General features: G+C 69.9%; 18 protein-coding genes. 5 read left to right on the top strand and 13 right to left on the bottom strand.

The window, feature by feature from the left end; translation table 11 throughout:
- The first annotated feature begins 158 nt into the window (after positions 1-158).
- The 3 genes from EDC29_RS01260 to EDC29_RS01250 all read left to right on the top strand — a co-directional run bounded on the left by EDC29_RS01260 (position 159) and on the right by EDC29_RS01250 (position 4,682).
- Positions 159-731: an NnrU family protein gene (locus EDC29_RS01260; RefSeq protein ID WP_132228241.1), complete on the top strand. Its 573-nt coding sequence runs from the start codon at positions 159-161 to the stop codon at positions 729-731.
- A gap of 13 nt (positions 732-744) precedes the next feature.
- The gene (locus EDC29_RS01255; RefSeq protein ID WP_132228239.1) at positions 745-1,221 is read left to right on the top strand and encodes a molybdenum cofactor biosynthesis protein MoaE; all 477 of its coding nucleotides are present in this window, start codon (positions 745-747) and stop codon (positions 1,219-1,221) included.
- A gap of 212 nt (positions 1,222-1,433) precedes the next feature.
- Positions 1,434-4,682 (top strand): bifunctional diguanylate cyclase/phosphodiesterase, encoded by a 3,249-nt coding sequence (locus EDC29_RS01250; protein ID WP_132228237.1) that lies wholly within the window; start codon positions 1,434-1,436, stop codon positions 4,680-4,682.
- Here the strand turns inward: EDC29_RS01250 and EDC29_RS01245 are convergent.
- The 6 genes from EDC29_RS01245 to EDC29_RS01220 are packed head-to-tail and all read right to left on the bottom strand — an operon-like array spanning position 4,659 to position 10,451.
- Positions 4,659-5,033, bottom strand: coding sequence for a Na+/H+ antiporter subunit G (locus EDC29_RS01245; RefSeq protein WP_123139128.1), 375 nt, complete (start codon positions 5,031-5,033; stop codon positions 4,659-4,661). The genes EDC29_RS01250 and EDC29_RS01245 overlap by 24 nt on opposite strands.
- Positions 5,034-5,040: 7 nt before the next feature.
- Positions 5,041-5,310, bottom strand: a complete 270-nt coding sequence (locus tag EDC29_RS01240) for a K+/H+ antiporter subunit F (protein ID WP_005222186.1) — start codon at positions 5,308-5,310, stop codon at positions 5,041-5,043.
- A complete protein-coding gene (locus EDC29_RS01235) occupies positions 5,304-5,798 on the bottom strand; it encodes a Na+/H+ antiporter subunit E (protein ID WP_123139129.1) in 495 nt (164 codons plus the stop codon). Before EDC29_RS01235 ends, EDC29_RS01240 begins: the two co-directional genes overlap by 7 nt.
- Positions 5,795-7,315, bottom strand: a complete 1,521-nt coding sequence (locus EDC29_RS01230; RefSeq protein ID WP_123142172.1) for a monovalent cation/H+ antiporter subunit D — start codon at positions 7,313-7,315, stop codon at positions 5,795-5,797. The genes EDC29_RS01235 and EDC29_RS01230 overlap by 4 nt, the downstream gene beginning before the upstream one ends.
- The gene (locus EDC29_RS01225; protein ID WP_123139131.1) at positions 7,312-7,653 is read right to left on the bottom strand and encodes a Na+/H+ antiporter subunit C; all 342 of its coding nucleotides are present in this window, start codon (positions 7,651-7,653) and stop codon (positions 7,312-7,314) included. Before EDC29_RS01225 ends, EDC29_RS01230 begins: the two co-directional genes overlap by 4 nt.
- 5 nt (positions 7,654-7,658) lie before the next feature.
- The gene (locus EDC29_RS01220; RefSeq protein WP_123142171.1) at positions 7,659-10,451 is read right to left on the bottom strand and encodes a monovalent cation/H+ antiporter subunit A; all 2,793 of its coding nucleotides are present in this window, start codon (positions 10,449-10,451) and stop codon (positions 7,659-7,661) included.
- A 195-nt stretch (positions 10,452-10,646) separates the two neighbouring features.
- Here EDC29_RS01220 and EDC29_RS01215 point away from each other — a divergent pair, with 195 nt between their 5' ends.
- Positions 10,647-11,936 (top strand): O-antigen ligase family protein, encoded by a 1,290-nt coding sequence (locus EDC29_RS01215; protein WP_165913404.1) that lies wholly within the window; start codon positions 10,647-10,649, stop codon positions 11,934-11,936.
- Here the strand turns inward: EDC29_RS01215 and EDC29_RS01210 are convergent.
- Genes EDC29_RS01210 through EDC29_RS01170 form a run of 7 tightly spaced genes read right to left on the bottom strand, consistent with a single transcriptional unit; the run spans position 11,920 to position 19,133 of the window.
- Positions 11,920-13,323 (bottom strand): BatD family protein, encoded by a 1,404-nt coding sequence (locus tag EDC29_RS01210; RefSeq protein ID WP_132228233.1) that lies wholly within the window; start codon positions 13,321-13,323, stop codon positions 11,920-11,922. The genes EDC29_RS01215 and EDC29_RS01210 overlap by 17 nt on opposite strands.
- Positions 13,317-14,696, bottom strand: coding sequence for a tetratricopeptide repeat protein (locus EDC29_RS17360; protein ID WP_207906544.1), 1,380 nt, complete (start codon positions 14,694-14,696; stop codon positions 13,317-13,319). The genes EDC29_RS01210 and EDC29_RS17360 overlap by 7 nt, the downstream gene beginning before the upstream one ends.
- Positions 14,693-15,733 carry a vWA domain-containing protein gene (locus EDC29_RS01190; protein WP_132228231.1) on the bottom strand — a complete coding sequence of 347 codons (1,041 nt, stop codon included), beginning with the start codon at positions 15,731-15,733 and terminating at the stop codon, positions 14,693-14,695. Before EDC29_RS01190 ends, EDC29_RS17360 begins: the two co-directional genes overlap by 4 nt.
- Complete coding sequence (locus EDC29_RS01185; RefSeq protein WP_123142166.1) at positions 15,730-16,743, bottom strand: VWA domain-containing protein; 1,014 nt, start codon at positions 16,741-16,743, stop codon at positions 15,730-15,732. Before EDC29_RS01185 ends, EDC29_RS01190 begins: the two co-directional genes overlap by 4 nt.
- Entirely contained in the window at positions 16,736-17,254 is a 519-nt protein-coding gene (locus tag EDC29_RS01180; RefSeq protein ID WP_123139137.1) for a DUF4381 domain-containing protein, read from the bottom strand. The genes EDC29_RS01185 and EDC29_RS01180 overlap by 8 nt, the downstream gene beginning before the upstream one ends.
- Positions 17,251-18,165, bottom strand: a complete 915-nt coding sequence (locus tag EDC29_RS01175) for a DUF58 domain-containing protein (RefSeq protein WP_132228229.1) — start codon at positions 18,163-18,165, stop codon at positions 17,251-17,253. The genes EDC29_RS01180 and EDC29_RS01175 overlap by 4 nt, the downstream gene beginning before the upstream one ends.
- A gap of 8 nt (positions 18,166-18,173) precedes the next feature.
- A complete protein-coding gene (locus EDC29_RS01170) occupies positions 18,174-19,133 on the bottom strand; it encodes an AAA family ATPase (RefSeq protein ID WP_123142164.1) in 960 nt (319 codons plus the stop codon).
- A gap of 724 nt (positions 19,134-19,857) precedes the next feature.
- Between EDC29_RS01170 and EDC29_RS01165 the strand changes: the two genes are divergently transcribed.
- Positions 19,858-20,262, top strand: a complete 405-nt coding sequence (locus tag EDC29_RS01165; protein ID WP_132228227.1) for an antitoxin Xre/MbcA/ParS toxin-binding domain-containing protein — start codon at positions 19,858-19,860, stop codon at positions 20,260-20,262.
- Positions 20,263-20,312 lie beyond the last annotated feature (50 nt).

The raw sequence follows: 20,312 nt of genomic DNA, 5'->3' as shown, positions 1-20,312 counted from the left end.
GCCAACCAAATGTCGAGCATGCGCGCCCACTGGTGGCTGGAAGCTGACCGCTGGTGGCTGACGACTGACGCCTGCTCCCCCGACACACGGGTTTCTCGATCGCCCGACAATCGCATAGGATCTGCATCCGCTTCTGATGCTCGAAGGAGATGTTGCGCATGGCGATCCTGATCCTGGGTCTGGTCCTCTTTCTCGGTGGGCACTCGGTGTCCATCTTCGCCCCCGAGTGGCGCGCGCGCGCGGTGGCGCGTATCGGTGAGTTGCCGTGGAAGGCGCTCTACGCGCTGTTTGCGCTGTTCGGCTTCCTGGTGCTGGTGTGGGGCTACGGGTTGGCGCGTCAGGCGCCGATCCCGCTCTATGACCCGCCGGTCTGGCTGCGTCATATCAATCTGCTGCTGATGCTGCCGGTGTTCACCCTGCTGCTCGCGGCCTATCTGCCGGGGCGCATCCAGCACACCCTCAAGCACCCGATGCTGGTTGCGGTGAAGCTGTGGGCGCTGGCGCACCTGCTGGCCAACGGTACCCTGGCCGATGTGCTGCTGTTTGGCGGCTTCCTCGCCTGGGCGGTGGCCGATCGCATCTCGCTCAAGCGTCGTGCGGCGCCCAGGGTCTATGGCATGCCGGCCTCGCCCGTCAACGATGCACTCGCCATCGTCGGCGGTCTGGTACTCTATCTTGCGTTCATGTTCTGGCTGCATCGGGCGCTGCTGGGAGTGGCCCCGATCGGTTGAGGCGGAGGCGCCGATGCGACAGGTCAGGGTACAGCACGAGCCGCTCGACCCACTGGCCGAGCAGGCCGTGTTCAACGACACCGACGGACGGGTCGGCGCGGTGGTGAGCTTCACCGGGCTGATGCGCGAGTTCGGCGCCGAGGGTGCGGTCGACGGCATGTTCCTCGAGCACTACCCGGGCATGACCGAGCAGGCGCTCGATGCGCTCGCCGCGCAGGCCGAGCAGCATTGGCCATTGACCGCTCTGATCTTGGTGCACCGGGTCGGTTGGCTCGCCCCGGGTGATCCGATCGTCTTCGTCGGGGTGAGCAGCGCGCATCGCGCGGCGGCCTTTCGCGCCTGTGAGTTCCTGATCGACGCCCTCAAGACCCGTGTCCCGCTGTGGAAAAAGGAGACGAGCGGTACGGCTGAACGCTGGGTCGAGGCCCGTGACAGCGATGAGGTCGCGGCGCGGCGCTGGACCGAGGCGACGGCCCGCGACCCGGAGTGAGCGCCCTTGGGCGAGGCGCAGCCGTCGTCTCTGCCCGCTATCTGACACGCGTGTCTGGATCTCCACTCCGCACGTTTCGCCTCGGCGTACAAGGATGGTGGCCGTGCCCGGCTCGATCCCGCTGTCGAGACAGACGGGCTGGAGGCGAAGCCGCTGCGCGTACGGTCGATCCGGGACGCACTGAGCGCATCCGCGCGCGCCGGAGCCGAGGTATGCTGCGACAAGACATGGCGCAAGCCGCCATCGACCAGACGGCCCTGGAGATCTACTGGGCCGGTCTCGACGGTCGACTGATCGAGGTCAATACCACCGTCGAGCGGTTGACCGGCGTGGGGCGCGAGCGGCTGATCGGCCAGCCGGTCGCCAGCATCGACATGAGTCTCGATGCCGCGGCTTGGTCGGTGCTCGTCGCGCGTCTGCATCAGGCGCGTCACGAGCGGCGTGAGGGCGTACACCGGCGCGTCGAGGGCGAGGACTGTGCCGTCGAGGTGACGCTGTCTCTGGTCGAGTGCGACGGTCAGCCCCTGGTGTGCGCCTTCGCCCTTGAGGTTGCTCCTCGCAGCGCGGTCGAGCTGGCGCTGCGTGAGAGCGAACAGCGGTTGCGCTCGCTGATCAACGCCACCCCCGACATCATCTGCTTCAAGGACGGCGAGGGACGCTGGCTGGAGGCCAACGACGCCGATCTCGCGCTGTTCTCGCTCACCACCGTCGACTATCGCGGCAAGACCGACGCCGAGCTGGCCGAGTTCACCGATCCCTGCTACCGCGACGCCTTCCTCGCCTGTGAGTCGAGCGACGAGATCGCCTGGTGCGCCGGCCGGCTGTCGCGCGCCGAGGAGCGGATCACCCGACCGGACGGGGTGACCAAGGTCTACGACGTGATCAAGGTGCCGGTGTTCGAGGACGACGGCCGACGCAAGGGGTTGATCGTGCTCGGGCGCGACATCACCGAACGCGACTGCTACGAGCGTGCGCTGCGCGACAGTGAGGAGCGTTTTGCACTGGCGATGCGCGGCAGCGATGCCGGGCTGTTCGACTGGGACATGCGCACCCGGCAGATCTATCTGTCGGCGCGCTGGAAATCGATGCTCGGCTACGCCGAGCGCGAACTGCCCGACCGGCTCGAGACCTGGGAGCGGCTGGTCGACCCCAGGGATCGCGAGCGCTGCTGGCGCCGGCTGCGCGACTACATGAGTGGACGCTGCGACGACTTCAACCTCGAGATGCGGATGCGTCACAAGGAGGGCCATTGGGTCGATGTCCTGTCCCGCGCCTATCTGGTACGCGACCAGCGCGGTCGCGCGCTGCGCATGGTCGGCACCCAGATCGACATCTCCGCGCTCAAGCAGGCACAGCGTCAGGCCGAGACCGAGCGCAACCGTGCCAAGCAGTATCTCGACATCGCCGGGGTGATGTTCCTCGCACTCGACCTCGACGGCCACATCCTCTCGGTCAACCCGCGTGGCTGTAACGTGCTCGGTTGTGCCGAGTCGGAGCTGATCGGGCTCGACTGGTTCGCCCGCTTCCTGCCGCCGGGCGAGCGCGAGCGGCGTCACGGGCTGTTTCGCAAGATGCTCTCGGGCGCCCATCCGGAGACCGCCCTGACCGATGGTCCGATCCTGACCGCGCGTGGCGAGGAGCGGCTGATCGCCTGGCACCACAACCTGGTGCGCGATGGCGAGGGCACGGTGATCGGCACCCTGTCATCGGGCGAGGACGTCACCGAGCGCCGGCTCGCCGAGCGCGCGTTGCACGAGGAGCGTGCATTCCTGCAGCACGTGATCGACGGTATCGACGATCCGATCATGGTGATCGGGGCCGATCACCGCGTGCTGCGGATGAATCGCGTCGCCCAGCGTCTCGCCGCGGTCGATGATGCCGAACTGCACGAGTGCGGCTGCTACCAGCTCGCCCCCCATCCCTGCCTGCCCGAGGATCCGCTGTGTCCATTGCACGCCATCCTCGAGAGCGGTGAGCCGTGCAAGATGCTGCGCCACCATCGGTTGCCCGACGGCGGCGTGCGTCAGTTCGAGGTCGCTGCCAGTCCGCTGCTCGACGACGCCGGCGAGGTGATCGGCATCATCGAGGTGTCGCGCGACATCAGCGACCATCTCGAACTGCTCGACCGATTGCGCGAGCGCGAGAACAGCTATGCCCACCTCGCCCATCACGACCCGCTCACCGGGCTGCCCAACCGGCTGCTGTTCGCCGACCGGCTCGAGCAGTCGATCCGACTGGCGCACCGCGAGCACACCCGGCTGGCGGTGCTGTTCATCGATCTCGACGGCTTCAAGCATGTCAACGATAGCTTTGATCACAGCTATGGCGATCAGGTGCTCAAGGTGGTGGCGGGGCGGCTGCGGGCGCAGTTTCGCGAGGGCGATACCCTGGCGCGGATGGGCGGCGACGAGTTCACCCTGATCCTCAACGGCATCGCCCATCAGGACGACGCGGCACGGGTGGCACGCGCCATCCTGCAACTGTTCAAGGATCCCTTCGAGGTCGGTGAGCACTCGGTGTTTCTCGGCGCGAGCATCGGCATCAGCCTCTATCCCGAGCACGGCGCGCGCGCCGAGGACCTGGTGCGCAATGCCGACGCGGCCATGTATCGCGCCAAGGACGAGGGCCGCAACGGCTTCCGCTACTACTCCGAGGAGCTCACCGCGCGCGCCTTCGAACGCGTGCTGCTCGAATCGAGCCTGCACCGTGCCCTGGAGCGGAATGAGCTCGAACTCTTCTACCAGCCGCAGCTCGACCTGGTGAGCGGCGAGCTACGCGGGCTCGAGGCGTTGGTGCGTTGGCGTCATCCCGAGATGGGGCTGGTCTCGCCCGGCAAGTTCATCCCCCTGGCCGAGGAGTCGGGGATCATCATCGTCATGGGTGAGTGGATCCTCGAGCATGCCTGCACCCAGATGCGTGCCTGGCAGCAGGGCGGGCTGCTCGACGAGGGGGTGCTGATCAGCGTCAACCTCTCGCCCAAGCAGTTCGATCAGCACGCGCTCAGCGAGATGGTCGGCGGTATCCTCACCCGCACCGGTCTGTCCCCGGCGGGACTCGAGCTGGAGATCACCGAGTCGACGATGATGCGCTCGATCGAGCGCACCCGACACGTGCTCGGCGCACTGCGCGCGCTCGGCGTGAAGATCGCCATCGACGACTTCGGGACCGGCTACTCCTCGCTGATCCAGCTCAAGCGACTGCCGCTCACCAAGCTCAAGATCGACAAGTCCTTCGTCTCCGACATCCCCGACGACGCCAACGACGTGGCCATCGCCAAGGCGATCATCGCGCTCGCCAGCAGCCTCTCGCTGGAGGTGCTGGCCGAGGGGGTGGAGACGCGCGAACAGCAGGACTTCCTCACCCGCGAGGGCTGTCATACCGGACAGGGCTATCTGTTCTCGCGCCCGCTCGAGAGGGCGGCGATCGAGCGCTTCCTGCTAGCCCTGAGGCGGGGTGGCTGAGTCCTCGGCGGCATTGGCCTGGCGCGGATCGCTGGCCTCGGTGCGCTGCGGTACCGGTGCGATCGAGCGCAGCCGCAGGTGCAGCGCGGCCTTGGCCAGCAGATGGGCGCTCACCGGCGCGGTGATGAAGAGAAACAGCGTCACCAGCAGCTCGTGCAGGCTCAGCCCCTCGCCGCGGGTGCTGAAATAGACCATCGAGGCGATCAGCAGGCTGCCGACACCGAGCGTGGTGGCCTTGGTCGGGCCGTGCAGCCGGGTGTAGAAGTCCTCGAGCCGCGCCAGTCCGAGCGAGCCGATGAAGGTGAAGAGCGCGCCGATCAGGATCAGCGCCGAGAGGATGATTTCGAGCATCTTGGCCTCACTCGATGATATCGCCGCGCAACAGATACTTGCACAGCGCCACGGTGCCGACGAACCCCATCATCGCGATCAGCAGCGCGGCCTCGAAATAGAGCGCGCTGCCGAGATGGATGCCGAGCAGCACCAGCAACGCCACGGTGTTCACGTACAGGGTGTCGAGGGCGAGGATGCGGTCCGGCTGGTCAGGGCCGTAGAGCAGGCGCAGCAGGGCCATCACGAAGGCCGCGGCCACCAGCAGGAAGGCGATACTCACAGCGGTGCTCAGCATGGTTCGAAGACCTCCTGCAAGGGGGTTTCATAGCGGTGCTTGATGGTCGCGACCAGCGCTTCGGGATCGTCGACGTCGAGCGCGTGCACCACCAGCGTGGCGCGATCCGGACTCAGCCAGGCCGAGACCGTCCCCGGGGTCAGCGAGATGGTGTTGGCCAGCAGGCTGATACCGAGTTCCGAGCGCAGCGCCAAGGGCACCTCGACGAAGCCCGGCTTCACCCGGCGCGGGCCGCGCACGATCAGCCAGGCCACCCCCAGGTTGGCGACGAGGATGTCATAGAGCAGCACCAGCACGAAGCGCAGCAGGGTCAGCGGCTTGTGCACCCGTACCCGATCGGGCCAGAAGCGCAGGGTGAAGATCGGGATCAGCCAGCCGAGCAGCAGGCCGAGCAGCACGTGGCCGAACGACAGGCTGTTGACCAGCAGCAGCCAGATCACCGTCAGCGCCGGGGTGAGCAATGGATGGGGCAGCAGTCGCAGCTTCATCGTGCATGGGCCTCCATGTCGCCGCCGAGCACCGTCTCGACATAGTGTTCGGGCACGAGCAGCTGCTCGGCGGTGGCCTGGGTGAAGGCGCTGAGCGGACCGGCCCCCAGCGTCAGCCCGATGCACAGCGCGAGCAGCGCGGTGGCGGGCAGCAGCTCGGCGCGACCGGGCGTGGCCGCTGGCGGCTCGCCGGGACCGGCGCGCAGCAGCAGCAGGCTGCCGCTGCGCGCCAGGGCGACGATGCCGAGCAGCCCCGAGGTCAGCACCACGGCGAGGATCCAGGCCATCGCCGGGTCGTCGAGCGCGGCGCGCAGCACCATCAGCTTGCCGAGGAAGCCGGAGAAGGGCGGTAGCCCCGCCACCAGGATCGCGGCGATGAAGAAGAGCGTGCCGACCTGTCCGGCATGGGGCATCGTCGGGGCGTCGATCAGGCGGTCGCCGGCTGCGCCGCGGCGTCGGGCGATGCCTTCGGCGAGCAGATAGAAGGCGCCGGTGGCGAGCGTGGTGTGGACCAGATAGTAGAGTGCGGCGGCGATGCTGTCGCGATCGCCGAGTGCGATGGCGGTCAGCAGCACCCCGATCGAGACCAGCACCAGATAGCCGATCTGGATCCGCAGCGTGGTGCTCGCCAGGGCACCGAGGCTGCCGAGCGCCATGGTCACCAGCGCCAGCGGCAACAGCCAGGGATCGAGCAGCCCGGCCAACTCCCCGGCGCCATCACCGAACCACAGCGTCTGGATGCGCAGGATGGCGTAGATCCCGACCTTGGTCATCACCGCGAACAGCGCCGCCACCGGCGCCGAGGTCGCGGCATAGGCCGTGGGCAGCCACAGATAGAGCGGGAAGAGTGCGGCCTTGAGCGCGAACACCGCGAACAGCAGCAGCGCGCCGGCACGAGCCAGTCCGAGTTCGTCGGGGCCGAGGGCGGCGAGCTTGCCGGCCAGATCGGCCATGTTGAGCGTCCCGGTGACGCCGTAGAGGGTCCCGGCGGCGAACAGGAACAGCGTCGAGCCGACCAGGTTGACCACCACGAAGTGCAGTCCGGCGCGGGTCCGCTCGGCACCGCCGCCGTGCAGCAGCAGGCCGTAGGAGGCCAGCAGCAGCACCTCGAAGAAGACGAACAGGTTGAACAGGTCGCCGGTGAGAAAGGCGCCGCAGAGTCCGAACAGCTGCAGCTGGAACAGCGGCTGGAAGTGACGGCTGCCGGCATCGGTGCCGCGGATCGCGTAGAGCAGCGCGAACAGCGCGAGCAAGGCGGTCAGCAACACCATCCAGGCGCTGAGCCGGTCGGCCACCAGGACGATGCCATAGGGCGCCGGCCAGTCACCGAGCTGGTAGGTCAGCACGCTGCCGTCGGCGACGGCGAGCAGCAGCGCCAGCGCCACCCCGACCTGGGCGAGTACCGCCACCAGGTTGAGTCGCCGACGCACCGTCAGCGGCAGGGCGCGGCGCACCAGCAGCAACAGGGCACCGGCGAGCAGCGGCAGCAGCAGCGGGAGGATCACCAGATGACTCACGCGCGTCCCTCCTCGTCGGCGTGACCGTCGACATGGTCGTTGCCGAGCTCGGCGCGGGCCTTGAGCGAGAGCATGATCACGAAGGCGGTCATCGCGAAGCTGATGACGATGGCGGTGAGCACCAGCGCCTGGGGCAGCGGGTCGGCGTAGCCCGGCGCCTGGGCGTCGATCACCGCCGGCTGACCGATGGTCAGTCGGCCGGTGGCGAAGAGGAACAGGTTGACCCCGTAGGAGAGCAGGGTCAGGCCCATCACCACCGGGAAGGTCCGGGCGCGCAGCACCAGATAGACCCCGCAGGCGGTGAGCAGGCCGATGAGGATGGAGATCAGGGCTTCCATATCAGTCAGTCTCGCTCCTGGGCGGCGGCGCTGCGCATCAGCCCGAGATGGATCAGGATCAGCAGGGTCGAGCCGACCACCACCAGATAGACGCCGAGGTCGAAGGCCATCGCCGAGGCCAGCTCGAAGTCGCCGACCAGCGGCCAGTGCACATGGCTGAAGGTCGAGGTGAGGAAGGGATAGCCGAAGACGAAGCTTGCCATGCCGGTGAGGGTGCCCACCAGCAGGCCGGCGGCGATCAGCGGATGCATGTTGCCGTTGAGCCGGCGGTGGGTCCACTCCACGCCATTGGTCAGGTACTGCATGATCAGCGCCACGGCGGTGATCAGTCCGGCGATGAAGCCGCCGCCGGGCTGGTTGTGACCGCGCAGGAAGATGAACGCCGAGACCAGCAGCGCCAGCGGCAGCAGCAGCCGGGTGAGCGCGGCCATGATGCTCGGGTGCAGGTCCCAGTTCCAGGGGCGGCCATGGGGATCGAGCGTCATTCCGGGCAGGCGCAGCCCCTTGAGCATGGCGTAGATGCCGAGCCCGGCGAGCGCCAGCACGGTGATCTCGCCGAGGGTGTCGAAGCCGCGGAAGTCGACCAGGATGACGTTGACCACGTTGCTGCCGCCACCGCCTGGCACGCTGTGCTCCAGGAAGTATCCGGAGATGGTCTCGCCGGGACGGGTGAGGATGCCCCAGGCGAGCGCCGCGGTGCCGAGACCGGCGATCGCGGCGAGCGCGAGATCGCGAATCCGACGCACCCGCGAGGACTCGGCCGGGGTGTGCTGGGGCAGGAAGTAGAGCGCCAGCAACAGCAGCACGATGGTCACCACCTCGACCGAGAGCTGGGTGAGGGCGAGGTCCGGGGCCGAGAACTTGGCGAAGATCAGCGCAACCAGCAGCCCCAGCACCCCGATCACGATCAGCGCGGTGAAACGCTGCCGGTGCAGCGCGGTGGTGGCGATCGCCCCGGCGCCGAGTCCGAGGGCGACGATCAGGCTGATGCCGTCGGCCGGGACCAGGGTCGCCGGTCCGGTGAGCGGGGCGGTGACGCCGAGCATGCCGACGGCGCCGAGGCTGAGCGCGCTGATCAGCAGCAGCGCCACCATGCGTTGCAGCGAGCCGGTGTCGAGCGCGGCGGTGACGGCGCGCGCCGCGGCGATCACCGTGCGCTGGGTCCATCCGAACAGCACCCCGGCATCGATCAGGCCCTCGTGACGAGCGGCGACCATGAACAACGGCCGGCGCGCGGCATAGATCAGCAGGCCACCGAGCAGCGCGATCACACTCATCGCAAAGGCCGAGTTGAAGCCGTGCCAGATCGCCAGGTCATGGGCCGGTGAGTTGGACTGCAGCACGCTGTCGGCGGCGATTGCGAGCAAGGGTTCGACGGTGAGTGTCGGGAGGATGCCGACCAGCAGACAGATCGCCACCAGGATCTCCACCGGCACCTTCATCCAGTGCGGTGGCTCGTGCGGGGTGCGCGGCAGGTCATGCGGTTCGCCGTTGAAGAAGACGTCGTGGATGAAGCGCAGCGAATAGGCCACCGCCAGCGCGCTGGCGAGCACCACGGTCACCGGCAGCACCCAGCTCCAGGCGCTCTGGTCGAAGAAGTTGGCCGCCTCGGCGAAGAACATCTCCTTGGAGAGGAAGCCGTTGAACAGCGGCACCCCGGCCATCGACGCCGAGGCCACCATCGCCAGGGTGGCGGTATAGGGCATGAAGCGCCACAGCCCGTTGATCCGGCGCATGTCACGGGTGCCGCACTCGTGATCGATGATGCCGGCGGCCATGAACAGCGAGGCCTTGAAGGTGGCGTGGTTGATGATGTGGAAGACACCGGCGACCGCCGCCAGCGGGGTGCCGATGCCGAACAGCAGGGTGATCAGACCGAGGTGGCTGACCGTCGAGTAGGCCAGCAGCCCCTTGAGATCGTGCTTGAACAGCGCGATCCCGGCGCCGATCAGCAGGGTGGTGAGCCCGGCGCCGATCACCAGCGCGCTCCACAGCGGCGTGCCCGAGAGCGCCGGGAACAACCGCGCGAGCAGGAAGATGCCCGCCTTGACCATGGTCGCCGAGTGCAGATAGGCCGACACCGGGGTCGGCGCGGCCATTGCCCGCGGCAGCCAGAAATGGAAGGGGAACTGCGCCGACTTGGTGAAGGCGCCGAGCAGCACCAGCACCAGCATCGGGGTGTAGAGCGGGTGGGCGCGGATCGCTTCACCCGAGGCGAGGATCACCGAGAGCTCGTAGCTGCCGGCGATCTCGCCGAGCAGCAGGAAGCCACCGAGCAGTGCCAGACCGCCGAGACCGGTGACGGTGAGCGCCATGCGCGCGCCCTGGCGGGCGTCCTGGCGATGGCGCCAATAGCTGATCAGCAGGAACGAGGAGAGGCTGGTCAGCTCCCAGAACATCAGCAGCAGGATCAGGTTCTCGGCCAGCACGATGCCGAGCATCGAGCCCATGAACAGCAGCAGATAGGCGTAGAAGCGCCCCATGCAGTCGTCCGCGTCGAGATAGTAGCGGGCATAGAGGATGACCAGCAGGCCCATGCCGAGGATCATCAGGGCGAACAGCAGCCCGAGACCGTCGAGACGGAATACCAGGTCGAGCCCCAGCCCCGGCATCCAGGGCAGGCGTTGAATCAGGGTCTCGCCGGCAAAGGGCACCGGCAGGCTCGGCAGCAGGCAGGCCAGCGCCAGGGCGGTTACCGCCCCGGCCATCCAGGCCGAGCGCAAACGTCCGTAACGAGAGACCCACCCGGTCAGAGCGGCCCCCAGAAAGGGGACGAGGACGACGAGTGTCAGGTTCATGATGAGTATTGAGAATGCGAGGCGTTGATCGGATCGCAGCGATCAAGCATACCATCGCTCGAACGCTGCGCGAGTGCTGTTTTCATCATCGGCTCCGGGGTTGGCCGGATTCCTGCTATGCTTGGCCGCCGAGCGCTTGTCGCCGCCCGACCCCCGCCGGCGACGCCGATCCCGTCCCTAGCCGGAACCGACGCGATGCCCAATCCGACACCGATCGCCACGCGCGCGCTGGCCGAGCGCGCCGGGGTGGCGATGCTCTATCTGCTCGCCGCCAGTGCCTTCCTCTCCACCGCGCTCGCCTCGATCGCGATGGCCGGGCTGGCGTTGGCCTTCGTGCTTGCGCCGCCCGCGCCCCGAGCCCCCTGGCACTGGTCGCCCGCGTCCCTGGCGGTGGTGGCGCTCTGTCTGCTGGTGGTGGCGCGCGCCGCCGTCGCCGCGCTCGACCCGTCGGTGCCACACGGGCTGCTGTGGGAGAGTGCGCTCGACTGGTGCAAGCTGCTGCTGTTCATCCCCTTCGCCCACTTCCTCGCCGGGGAGCGCCCACGCGCCCTGCGCCTGCTCGGGCTGGCCCTCGCCGGTCTCGCCCTGGGGATGCTGTGGCGGCTCGACTGGGGGCTGCTGGCGAGCGATCCGGGCGCCTTCCTCGGTGAGCGCGACCAGTACGGCTTCACCGCCATCGCCACCGGACTCTATACCGGCTCGGCCCTGCTCGGGCTGATGCTGATGCGCGAGCGCCTGCTCGCGCGTGCCGCCCGAGCGTTTCCCCGTTGGTCGCTGATCCTGGCCTGGGGGCTGTTGCTGGGCCTGTTCGCCCTCGGTTTCCTGCAGAGCCAGTCGCGCGGCAGCTGGGTCGCCTGGCTGCCGGCGCTGCTGCTCGGTCTGGTGCTCGCCGCCCCGGCGCGCGCCCGGCTCGATGGTCGGGTGCTGCGCCGCGCGCTGTGGATCGCCGTGCTCGCCGCAGTGGTGCTGGTGCTGGTCGCCTTCCAGGCCGACGATCTGCTGTGGCGCATGCGCGAGGACCTGGCCTGGATCAGCGGCGCGCGCGAGGGCACCGCCGCCTCCTCGCTCGGCCAGCGCTGGAGCGCTCAACTGGTCGGGCTCTCGCTGTGGCTCGAACATCCCTGGTTCGGCTGGGGGCCGGGGCTCAGTCAGTGGTTGATGGACCTCAGCGGCGACCCCGGGGTGCGCGATGGCGCCGGGGTGGCACTGCGCCATCTGCACAATACCTATCTCGAGGTGCTGGTGCAGTTCGGCGTCGCCGGTCTGTTCTGCTGCGCCCTGCTCACCCTGGCGTTGCTGACCGCCTCCTGGCGCGGTTGCGCCGGTGATCGCCTGCTGCGCGCACTGCTGATCGCGCTCTGGTGCTATCTGCTGCTGTGGGAGTTGACCAACTACCGCATGGTGCGTCACGACTGGCTGATGTACTGGATCCTGCTCGCCGGGCTGAGCCAGGGGCTGGGTCGACGCCTCAATCGGGCGGGTTGAGCGGCGGCAGCCCGCCGCGCCGCCTCGGGCGAGCCGGGCGGTGTGCGCGTCGTCCGCTGGCGAGCCGGCGCGCGAGCGCGCGCTGCCAGCGACTGAACACCACCCGCTGGGCGCCGTAGCGCGCCGCCTCCAGTCGCGCCACCAGCCGCGTCAGTGCGGTGCGATCGGCGCCGGGCGCGGTGGCGAGCAGCGCCGCGACCACCTCGGGTCGACCGCGCCGTCCGCCATCGGGCAGCGCCGGGGCGAGCCGTGCCAGCCAGGTCTCCGGGGTGGTGGCGGTGCGCGCGCGCAGCAGCCCCAGGCGCAACCGCCAGCCGCCGGGCAGACCGGCCCACAATCCCGCCCATAGCCTCTCGCCGAGGCCGAGGATGCGCAGACGCACGCGCTCGAGCGCGCCCGTCAAGCGTCCAGCTGGGGGGCGGGTGAGCACCGCCCACCAATAGCCGGCGAGCACCAGCAGCACCGCGCTCACCGCCATCCATGCCGGGTGCCAGTGGATCGCGGGCCGGGAGGGCGGCGCGCCGTTCGTCACCTGCAGGGTGCGTAGCGGGGTGCGCGCCAGCTCGCCGCGCTCGCGCGCGATGTCCCACCAGGCCACCCGGATCTCGGGGAGCAGCAGCCGACCGGCGTGCTGCGCCACCAGGGTATGGGTCTCGATGCGGGTGGCGAGGAGCTGTCGTCCATCGGGCGAGAGACGGGTGTCGACCTGTGCGCGCTCGCGATAGACGCGGATGCCGTCGACCCCGGCGAGCTGGTCGGCGAGCACGGGGAGCTGCTCGCCGCTGGTGCCGGTCGCCGAGAGTTCGAGCCGCAGTCTCAGCGGCTCGCCCGGGGCCACCGGACCCTCGGGTGTCAGGCTGGAGGTGAGGGTCAGTGCGCGCGCCGGTAGCCAGGGCTCGATACCGGGCGCCGGCGGGCGGACCCGCAGCCTGAGCGGGCGCTCGCTGCCGACCTCGAAGGTGTCGCCGGCATGGCTGCCGCTGAGCCGCAGGGGGCCGGCGTCGAGCCGCCCCGGGCGCAGCGGCAGCAGGGCGAACACCAGGGTGTTGATGGTGGTGCCGTCGCCCGCGCGTCTGGGCGGCTCGGTGTGGAGTCGGCGCAGCAGCACGGTCCCGGGGCGTGGCGGCTCGAGCCCGATCCGGGTCGGTTGTTCATCGCCGCTCAGGCGCAGCCGCAGCAGCACCGGCTGATGGACATAGGGACTCGAGGTCTCGATCGACCAGCTGAGCCGGTAGTCGGGGGCACGGCTGGTGGTCGGTGGCTGGGTGGGCCAGGCAGGGCGTTGGCCGGCCTGCCAGGGTGGCGGCCAGGGCGGCTGGAACTGGGCGCCGGCCTGAGCGCACCAGAGCAGGGCGAGGGCGGTGAGTGGGGCGATCGACCTCACCATGGGCGGGTCTCCCGATAGCGCAGCGGTTGTTCGCGCAGCCGGCGCAGCTCCTCGAGCCGGAACTGGTTGCGGATCAGCAGCGCCGGGTCGCCCTGGAGGCGCTCGAGTCGTTGCTCCAGGGTGGCGTCGGGGTCGAGCGGCCCGGGCAGGTCGCCGGTCTCCGCTGGGGGGGCGTCCTCGCCGGGGGCCGTCTCGTCCGGTCCGCTCCCCGGCAGATCGAGCCCCGGCTGCGCGCCGTCCGGGCCGCGCCGCTGGCCCTCGCCCGGTTGTGCGGCGCGCTCGCCGGTCTCGCCCTGCTCGCCCGCGCCTCGGTCGGGCGCCTGCTCGCCCGCGCTGCCCCGGTCTCGCGCGTCCGCGGGGGCCGTGCCCGGGGTGGTCGGACCCTGGTCGCCGCCGTCACCGTCCTCGCGGCCCGTCTCCGGTGTCGCGTCGTCCGTGTCACCCTGGTCGGTCTCGGTCTCGGTCTCGGTCTCGGTCTCGGTCTCGGTCTCGGTCTCGGTCTCGGTCTCGTCGGCGCGACCGGTGTGCTCGCGGTCGCCGTCGTCCGCACCATCGCCGGTCCCGTCGGCCGCCCCGCTCTCGCCGTCGTCCTCCCCGTTGCCCGCCGTCGTCGATTCGGCTCGACCCGCATCCTCCGATCGATCACCCTGACCAGACTGCTCCGACTGCTCCGACTGCTCCGACTGCTCCGACTGCTCCGACTGCTCCGACTGCTCCGACTGCTCCGACTGCTCCGACTGCTCCGACTGCTCCGACTGCTCCGACTGCTCCGACTGCTCCGACTGCTCCGACTGCTCCGACTGCTCCGACTGCTCCGACTGCTCCGACTGCTCCGACTGCTCCGACTGCTCCGATGCTTCAGACTCCTCCTGCTGTTCCTGCTGTTCCTGCTGTTCCTGCTGTTCCTGCTGTTCCTGCTGTTCCTGCTGTTCCTGCTGTTCCTGCTGTTCCTGGTTCTCGTCCTCTTCCTCCTCCTCGGGTTCGAGCCGGGCGAGCAGGGCGCGGGTGAGGGCGAGGTTGTGCGCGGCGTCGGCGTCCTCCGGATCGAGCCGCAGCGCCTCGCCGTAGGCGGTGGCGGCGCCGGCGTAGTCGCCGAGCTGGAAGCGGGCGTTGCCCTGGTTGTAGTGCGCCGCGCTGCCGTGCTCGCCGGTCTCGGCGGCCTCGGTGAAGGCGCGTTCGGCCTCCTGGTAGCGCTCGGCGCGATAGAGCGCGACACCGCGTCGGTAGGGATCGCTGAAGCCCTCGGCGGCGGTGGCGTAGTCGCCGGCGAGATAGTCGCCATAGGCGCGCTGGGCACGGTTCTCGAACCAGTCGGCGGCGCCCGCTGCGGTGCCGAGACCGAGCAGCAGCGCGAGTATCGTGCGCCTGCTCAAGACCCACCCCCTGGACGCCGCCAGGGATGGCGGAACTCGGCCAGTACCAGCAGCGCGAGGACGATCAGGGGGATCCAGAAGCGCTCGTTCCAGATTCGCGTCCGTTCGTCACCGGCCGCGGCGGATCGCGCCCGCTCGGCACTGGCGTCGAGCAGTGCGCGGGTGTCGGCCTCGCCGTGGATCGCTTCGCGGTAGCGCCCGTCGCCGGCCACGGCGAGCGCCTCGAGCCGTTCGGGTTCGAGCGTCGAGCGCACCGGTTGACGGGTCGGGTCCATGGGGTCGCGCACCCAGCCGCCCTGGGGCGCGGGCACCAGCGCACCCTGCTCGGTGCCGACGCCGAGGACGTGCAGACGGATGCCGCGCGCGGCGAGCGCGCGTACCTGCTCGAGCGGCAGCGGGGTGGCGAAGTCGCCGTCGGAGATCAGCAGGATGGCGCGCGCGCCATCGGCCGGCAGCGGGTCGAGCAGCTGTGCGGCACGTTCGAGTGCGCCCTCGAGGTTGCTGCCCTGGAGCTGGGGGCTGGCCAGGTCGGTGGCGAGCACGGGCAGGCGCGAGAGCAGGGTGGCGCTGTCCTCGGTGATCGGGGCGAGCACGTGCGGGACCGAGGCGAAGGCGATCAGCCCGAGACGGTGATGGCGATTGGCGCGGATCAGGTCCTCGAGTTCCTGACGGGCGCGCCCGAGCCGGTCGGGGGCGAGATCGGTGCAGCGCATCGAGCGCGACACGTCGAGCAGCACCAGCAGGTGATTGCCGGGGTGGAACAGCCGCACCTCCTGATAGCCCCAGCGCGGCCCGGCGAGGGTGAGCACCAGCAGGGCCCAGAGCAGCGTCCAGCGGCGCAGTGGGTGGCCCCGTCGTCCCGGCCTCGACGGCGCGACCAGCAGGTGCGGCAGCAGATGGGCGTCGGCATAGGCGCGCAACGCCGTCGGCGCGCCTGCCAGCGGCGCGCGGCGGCGGCGCCACCACCACAGCGCCGGGATCGCCAGCAGCCCGAGCAGCCACAGCGGTTCGGCCAGGTGCGGTCCGCCGACGCTCATGATGCCACCCCGCGATCCCGGATCCCCAGCGCGAGCAGGGCCGCCAGCGCGAGCAGCAGCGGCCAGCGGTAGAGCGGCTGGGGCAGGTAGAGGGTGCGCGCCTCGCTCGCGGTCTTCTCGAGCCCGTCGATCTGCGCCGAGATGCGCGCCAGGGCGTCGCCGTCGGTGGCGCGGAAATAATCGCCGCCGGTGAGGGCGGCGATCGCGCGCAGCGTCTCCTCGTCCATGGTGAGGTCGTCGCGATAGCGGATCTGTCCCTCCTCGCGGATCGGGATGCGCTGCTGCTGGCTGCCGACGCCGATGACATGGATGCGGATGCCGTAGTGCGCGGCCAGTCGCGCCGCCTCGCGCGGGTCGAAGCCGCCGGCGTTGTTGTCGCCGTCGGCAATCAGCAGCAGCACACGCGAGCCGGCGGGACGCTCGCGCAGCTTGAGCGTGCCGAGTGCGATGGCGTCGCCCAGCGCGGTGGCCGCGCCCGCGATCCCGGGGACCAGGTCGGCGAGCTGCTGGCGTACCGCGGTGCGGTCGAGGGTCAGCGGCGCGAGCACGAAGGCCTGGGCGCCGAACAGGATCAACCCCACGCGGTCGCCGCTGCGCCCGGCGACGAAACGATCCATCACCGTGCGCACCACCTGCATGCGATCGAGCTGGCGCCCGTCGCCGAGGTCGAGCGCGGCCATCGAGTGCGAGGCGTCGACAGCGAGCATCAGGTCGTAGCCCGGGGTGCTGATCTCGGTGTGCGGGGTGAGCCACTGCGGGCGGGTGAGCGCGGCGACCAGTGCCAGCCACAGCAGCAGCCACAGCAGCCGGTCGAGGCGCGCCTCGCCGCCGGTGCCGTCGCCGCCTGCGGCGAAGACCGCGCGCAAGCGCTCGGGGTGGGGGTGGCGCAGTCCCGGGGTGGTCGATCGCGGTGGCGTCGGGCTGGATCCGATCCGGCGCCGCAGCAGCCGTGGCAGCAGCCAGGGCAGCGGCAGTGCGAGCGCGGCCCAGGGCCAGTGGAACTCAAGCATCGCCGGCCTCCCGGTAGGGCGCGGCCCGGGTCCAGGACTGGGTCGCCGCGATCAGTGGCGCGAGTGATGGCATGGGGGTCTGTCCGGGTGGGGCATAGCGTGCGCCGATCAGCGCCTGGCCGTGCTCGCGCCAGGGGAAGCCCGCCGGGTCGGCGCGTTCGAGCCATTCCAGCCAGGCCTCGCCGCAGCGCCCGGCGACGCCGTCGCGCCCGCAGCGGGCGATGGCGATGCGGCGCAGCAGTTCGGAGAACTCGGCGAGCAGGCGTGCCGGGTCCTCGCCGTCGCGCTCGCGGCGCGCCAGCGCGTGCAGTCGTCTGCGGGCGTCGACACGCCAGCCGCTGTGGCTGCGCGCGAGCCGGACGAGCGCGCGACCGAGCGGCGCGCGCCCGCGCCACAGCAGCCAACCGCCGAGCCCGAGGGCGAGCGCGAGCAGCCACCAGCCGGGGGCCGGCGGCCACCAGGGGACGGCGTCGATGTCGTGGATGTCGCGCAGTCCGCCGTGCTCGATCATCGGTGTGCCCTCGACCGGGCGTGACGCGCCAGCCCGTGGATCAGCGCCAGATGGATCTCGCTGTCGGTGGCGATCGGGATCAGGATCAGTCCGAGTCGGTGGGCGTTGGCGCGCAGTCGTGCGCGTCGCGCCTCCCAGGCCGCGCGATAGGCGTTGCGGGCGGCGGGGTCATCGGTGTCGAGCAGGTGGCGGCTCCCGTCGGGGCCGACGAAGCCGACCCGGCCCATCGCCGGGATCTCGCGATCGGCCGGGTCGTCGAGCGCGAGCAGCACCAGGGTGTGGCGCTGACGCAGCTCGCCGAGCAGGGTCTCGAACCCCGGTCGGTCGCGGTCGAGATCGGCGATCAGGAACAGCAGCGAGCCCGGCGGCAGTCCGGCGGCGGCGCGGCGCAGGGTCTCGATCACCGGCGTGGTCGGCGACCCGGGGTCGAGCGGCGCGGCGAGCGTGCGCAGCAGCTGCCAGAGCGCGCGTCGACCCCGTGCCGGGCGCAGCATTTGCGGCGCCGGGGTGCCGAACACCAGTCCGCCGACGCGGTCGTGGAGTCGGCTCGCGGCCCAGCCGATCAGCGCTGCGGCGCGCGCCGCCTGCACCGACTTGAAGGTGTTGCGGGTGCCGAACTCGAGGTGCGCGCCACGCTCGACGCAGAGCAGCACGGCGCGCTCGCGCTCCTCGCGAAACAGCTTGAGATGCGGGGTGTCGGTGCGCGCGGTGACCTTCCAGTCCATGTAACGGATGTCGTCGCCGGCACGGTACTCGCGCACCTCCTCGAAGTGGATGCCGGCGCCCCGGAACACCGAGGCGTAGAGTCCGGCGAAGGGCGAGTTGACCAGGTGGTGCGCGGGCAGGCCCAGGGCGCGGGCCTGGTGACGCAGTTCGAGCAGGTCGTCGAGGCGGACGCCGGGCTGCTGCATGGCGGCGCTCAGGGGATGGCGACCAGGGCCAGCAGGCGCTCGATCAGGGTGTCGGTGGTCACCCCCTCGGCCTCGGCCTCGAAGCTGAGCAAGAGGCGGTGACGGAGGATCTCCGGGGCCACCGCCTGGATGTGGTGCGGGGCGACGAAGCGCTCGCCGTCGAGCCAGGCGCGGGCGCGGGCACAGCGGGCCAGGGCGATGCTCGCCCGTGGCGAGGCGCCGAAGCGGCACCAGCGCGCCAGGTCGGGGTGATAGCGACCGGGGTCGCGGCTGGCCTGTACCAGATCGACGACATAGCCCTCGAGCCTGGGGTCGAGGTGCAGCGCGGCGACCTCGGCGCGGGCGTGCTGCAGCTCGGCCTGACTGAGCAGCTGGTCTGGCGGTGGGCTGGGTTCGGTGTGGCGGCGCTGGTCGAGGGCGAGGATGGCAAGCTCCTCGTCGCGGCTGGGGTAGTCGACCACCGCCTGCATCAGAAAACGGTCGAGCTGGGCCTCGGGGAGGTGATAGGTGCCCTCCTGCTCGACCGGGTTCTGGGTCGCCAGCACCATGAACAGCCCGGGCAGCGGATAGGTGCGCTGGCCGACGGTGATCTGGCGCTCGGCCATCGCCTCGAGCAGCGCCGACTGCACCTTGGCCGGGGCGCGGTTGATCTCGTCGGCGAGCAGCACGTTGTGGAACAGCGGTCCCTGACGGAACTCGAACTCGCCGCGCTCGTGGCGATAGATGTCGGTGCCGATCAGGTCCGAGGGCAGCAGGTCGGGGGTGAACTGGATGCGGTGGAAGTCGCCCTCGAGCCCCTCGGCGAGCGCCTTGACCGCCGAGGTCTTGGCCAACCCGGGCATGCCTTCGACCAGCAGGTGGCCGTCGCTGAGCAGACAGATCAGCATGCTGTCGACGAAGGCGTGCTGGCCGACGATGCGCGCGCTGACGTGGGCGCGCAAGGGCTCGAGAGGGGCGTTCGCTGTCATGCTGGTGCGCGTCCTGTCCGAATGGCGTGGATGGATCGCCGGGCGCCGTGTCGGGCGCCGGCGGGCGGACTCGGGCGAGGGCAGTGGGGATACCGATTTAACGATATACGGATCGTGACCGCGAGTTCCAAGTCCGGGCCGGTTGTCTGCGTGCTGACGATTCGGCATCAGGGCCGTGGCAGATCGATGTTCGCCGATCGTCTCGTTCGTCCGTCGTCATCTCGACCGGGTTCTCCGGTGGGTGTCGCGAGGCGGCGTGGAGATGGGGTGATTGGGCGTTTTCGTGGGTTGTTCACATCTGTCAACCCCCGCTTGCGATAGCCCAGGACACTCAGGGTGATGGTGCGAGGAAGTGTTTTTTTTTGATTTTATATTTTTGATTTGATTGGATTATTTTTATTTCCCCGGGGCCCTTGGAGCAAGGGGTAGAGAGTGATTGAGTGAGAATCGGCGGCGGTTGCGCCAGTTTTGTGCACAAAGTTATCCACAAGTTCGACGAATGCGGAAATGCCCAATCCGGACGCGAGGTTGCGAGCGAGTGACGAGAAGACGTAAGAAGAGTGACGGCTAACTGAACATCGATCCATCGAGGTCGAGGGGCATCCTTGTCTTGGTCGTGCACGATCGCCATCTTTCGGATCCATGATGTCCGCTGGACGGTTCCCCGCTGAGACACGTCTCGTCAACGCCTCGCCCATCCACCGCCGCTCCGATGGAGATGCCGATGCCCGACCCCCGCCTCGACCAGACCCGCGATCTCATCGCTCTGCTCGGCTCCTGGAAGCTGGGGACGGCCGAGATCTCCGCCCTGCTGCAACTGCCCGCCGGGGTCCGACCTCGCCAGCTGGGGCGTGTACCGCTGTCCGATCATCCCGAGACCGCCCGTCGCGCCGACTATCTGCTGCGCATCGAGGCGGCGCTGCGCACCAGCTTCCCGCGCAGCCCGGAGATGCGTCGCCATTGGGTGCGCCGCGCCAGTCGTCAGTTCGCACGCCGCGCGCCGCTGCAGGTGATGCTCGAGGACGGCGAACCCGGCTTGATCGCGGTGCTCTCGCATCTCGACTGTACCTTCGCCTGGGACCTGACCGGCTCGCGCAGCGACTACCAGCGTCTCGGTGACGGCGACTAGCCGGACGGCCGCCGAGCGGGGCATGCTCCCGGACATGGCCGGACGAGCAT

It is taken from the genome of Marichromatium gracile (assembly GCF_004343155.1).
Classification (GTDB): domain Bacteria; phylum Pseudomonadota; class Gammaproteobacteria; order Chromatiales; family Chromatiaceae; genus Marichromatium; species Marichromatium gracile.
This window is presented reverse-complemented; position numbering and strand designations above follow the sequence as displayed.

What these genes read in the sequence shown, in the direction of transcription:
- EDC29_RS01260 (WP_132228241.1), top strand. Translation starts at nt 159, where the DNA reads ATGGCGATCCTGATCCTGGGTCTGGTCCTCTTTCTCGGTGGGCACTCG.
- EDC29_RS01255 (WP_132228239.1), top strand. Translation starts at nt 745, where the DNA reads ATGCGACAGGTCAGGGTACAGCACGAGCCGCTCGACCCACTGGCCGAG.
- EDC29_RS01250 (WP_132228237.1), top strand. Translation starts at nt 1,434, where the DNA reads ATGCTGCGACAAGACATGGCGCAAGCCGCCATCGACCAGACGGCCCTG.
- EDC29_RS01245 (WP_123139128.1), bottom strand. Translation starts at nt 5,033, where the DNA reads ATGCTCGAAATCATCCTCTCGGCGCTGATCCTGATCGGCGCGCTCTTC.
- EDC29_RS01240 (WP_005222186.1), bottom strand. Translation starts at nt 5,310, where the DNA reads ATGCTGAGCACCGCTGTGAGTATCGCCTTCCTGCTGGTGGCCGCGGCC.
- EDC29_RS01235 (WP_123139129.1), bottom strand. Translation starts at nt 5,798, where the DNA reads ATGAAGCTGCGACTGCTGCCCCATCCATTGCTCACCCCGGCGCTGACG.
- EDC29_RS01225 (WP_123139131.1), bottom strand. Translation starts at nt 7,653, where the DNA reads ATGGAAGCCCTGATCTCCATCCTCATCGGCCTGCTCACCGCCTGCGGG.
- EDC29_RS01220 (WP_123142171.1), bottom strand. Translation starts at nt 10,451, where the DNA reads ATGAACCTGACACTCGTCGTCCTCGTCCCCTTTCTGGGGGCCGCTCTG.
- EDC29_RS01215 (WP_165913404.1), top strand. Translation starts at nt 10,647, where the DNA reads ATGCCCAATCCGACACCGATCGCCACGCGCGCGCTGGCCGAGCGCGCC.
- EDC29_RS01210 (WP_132228233.1), bottom strand. Translation starts at nt 13,323, where the DNA reads ATGGTGAGGTCGATCGCCCCACTCACCGCCCTCGCCCTGCTCTGGTGC.
- EDC29_RS01190 (WP_132228231.1), bottom strand. Translation starts at nt 15,733, where the DNA reads ATGAGCGTCGGCGGACCGCACCTGGCCGAACCGCTGTGGCTGCTCGGG.
- EDC29_RS01185 (WP_123142166.1), bottom strand. Translation starts at nt 16,743, where the DNA reads ATGCTTGAGTTCCACTGGCCCTGGGCCGCGCTCGCACTGCCGCTGCCC.
- EDC29_RS01180 (WP_123139137.1), bottom strand. Translation starts at nt 17,254, where the DNA reads ATGATCGAGCACGGCGGACTGCGCGACATCCACGACATCGACGCCGTC.
- EDC29_RS01175 (WP_132228229.1), bottom strand. Translation starts at nt 18,165, where the DNA reads ATGCAGCAGCCCGGCGTCCGCCTCGACGACCTGCTCGAACTGCGTCAC.
- EDC29_RS01170 (WP_123142164.1), bottom strand. Translation starts at nt 19,133, where the DNA reads ATGACAGCGAACGCCCCTCTCGAGCCCTTGCGCGCCCACGTCAGCGCG.
- EDC29_RS01165 (WP_132228227.1), top strand. Translation starts at nt 19,858, where the DNA reads ATGCCCGACCCCCGCCTCGACCAGACCCGCGATCTCATCGCTCTGCTC.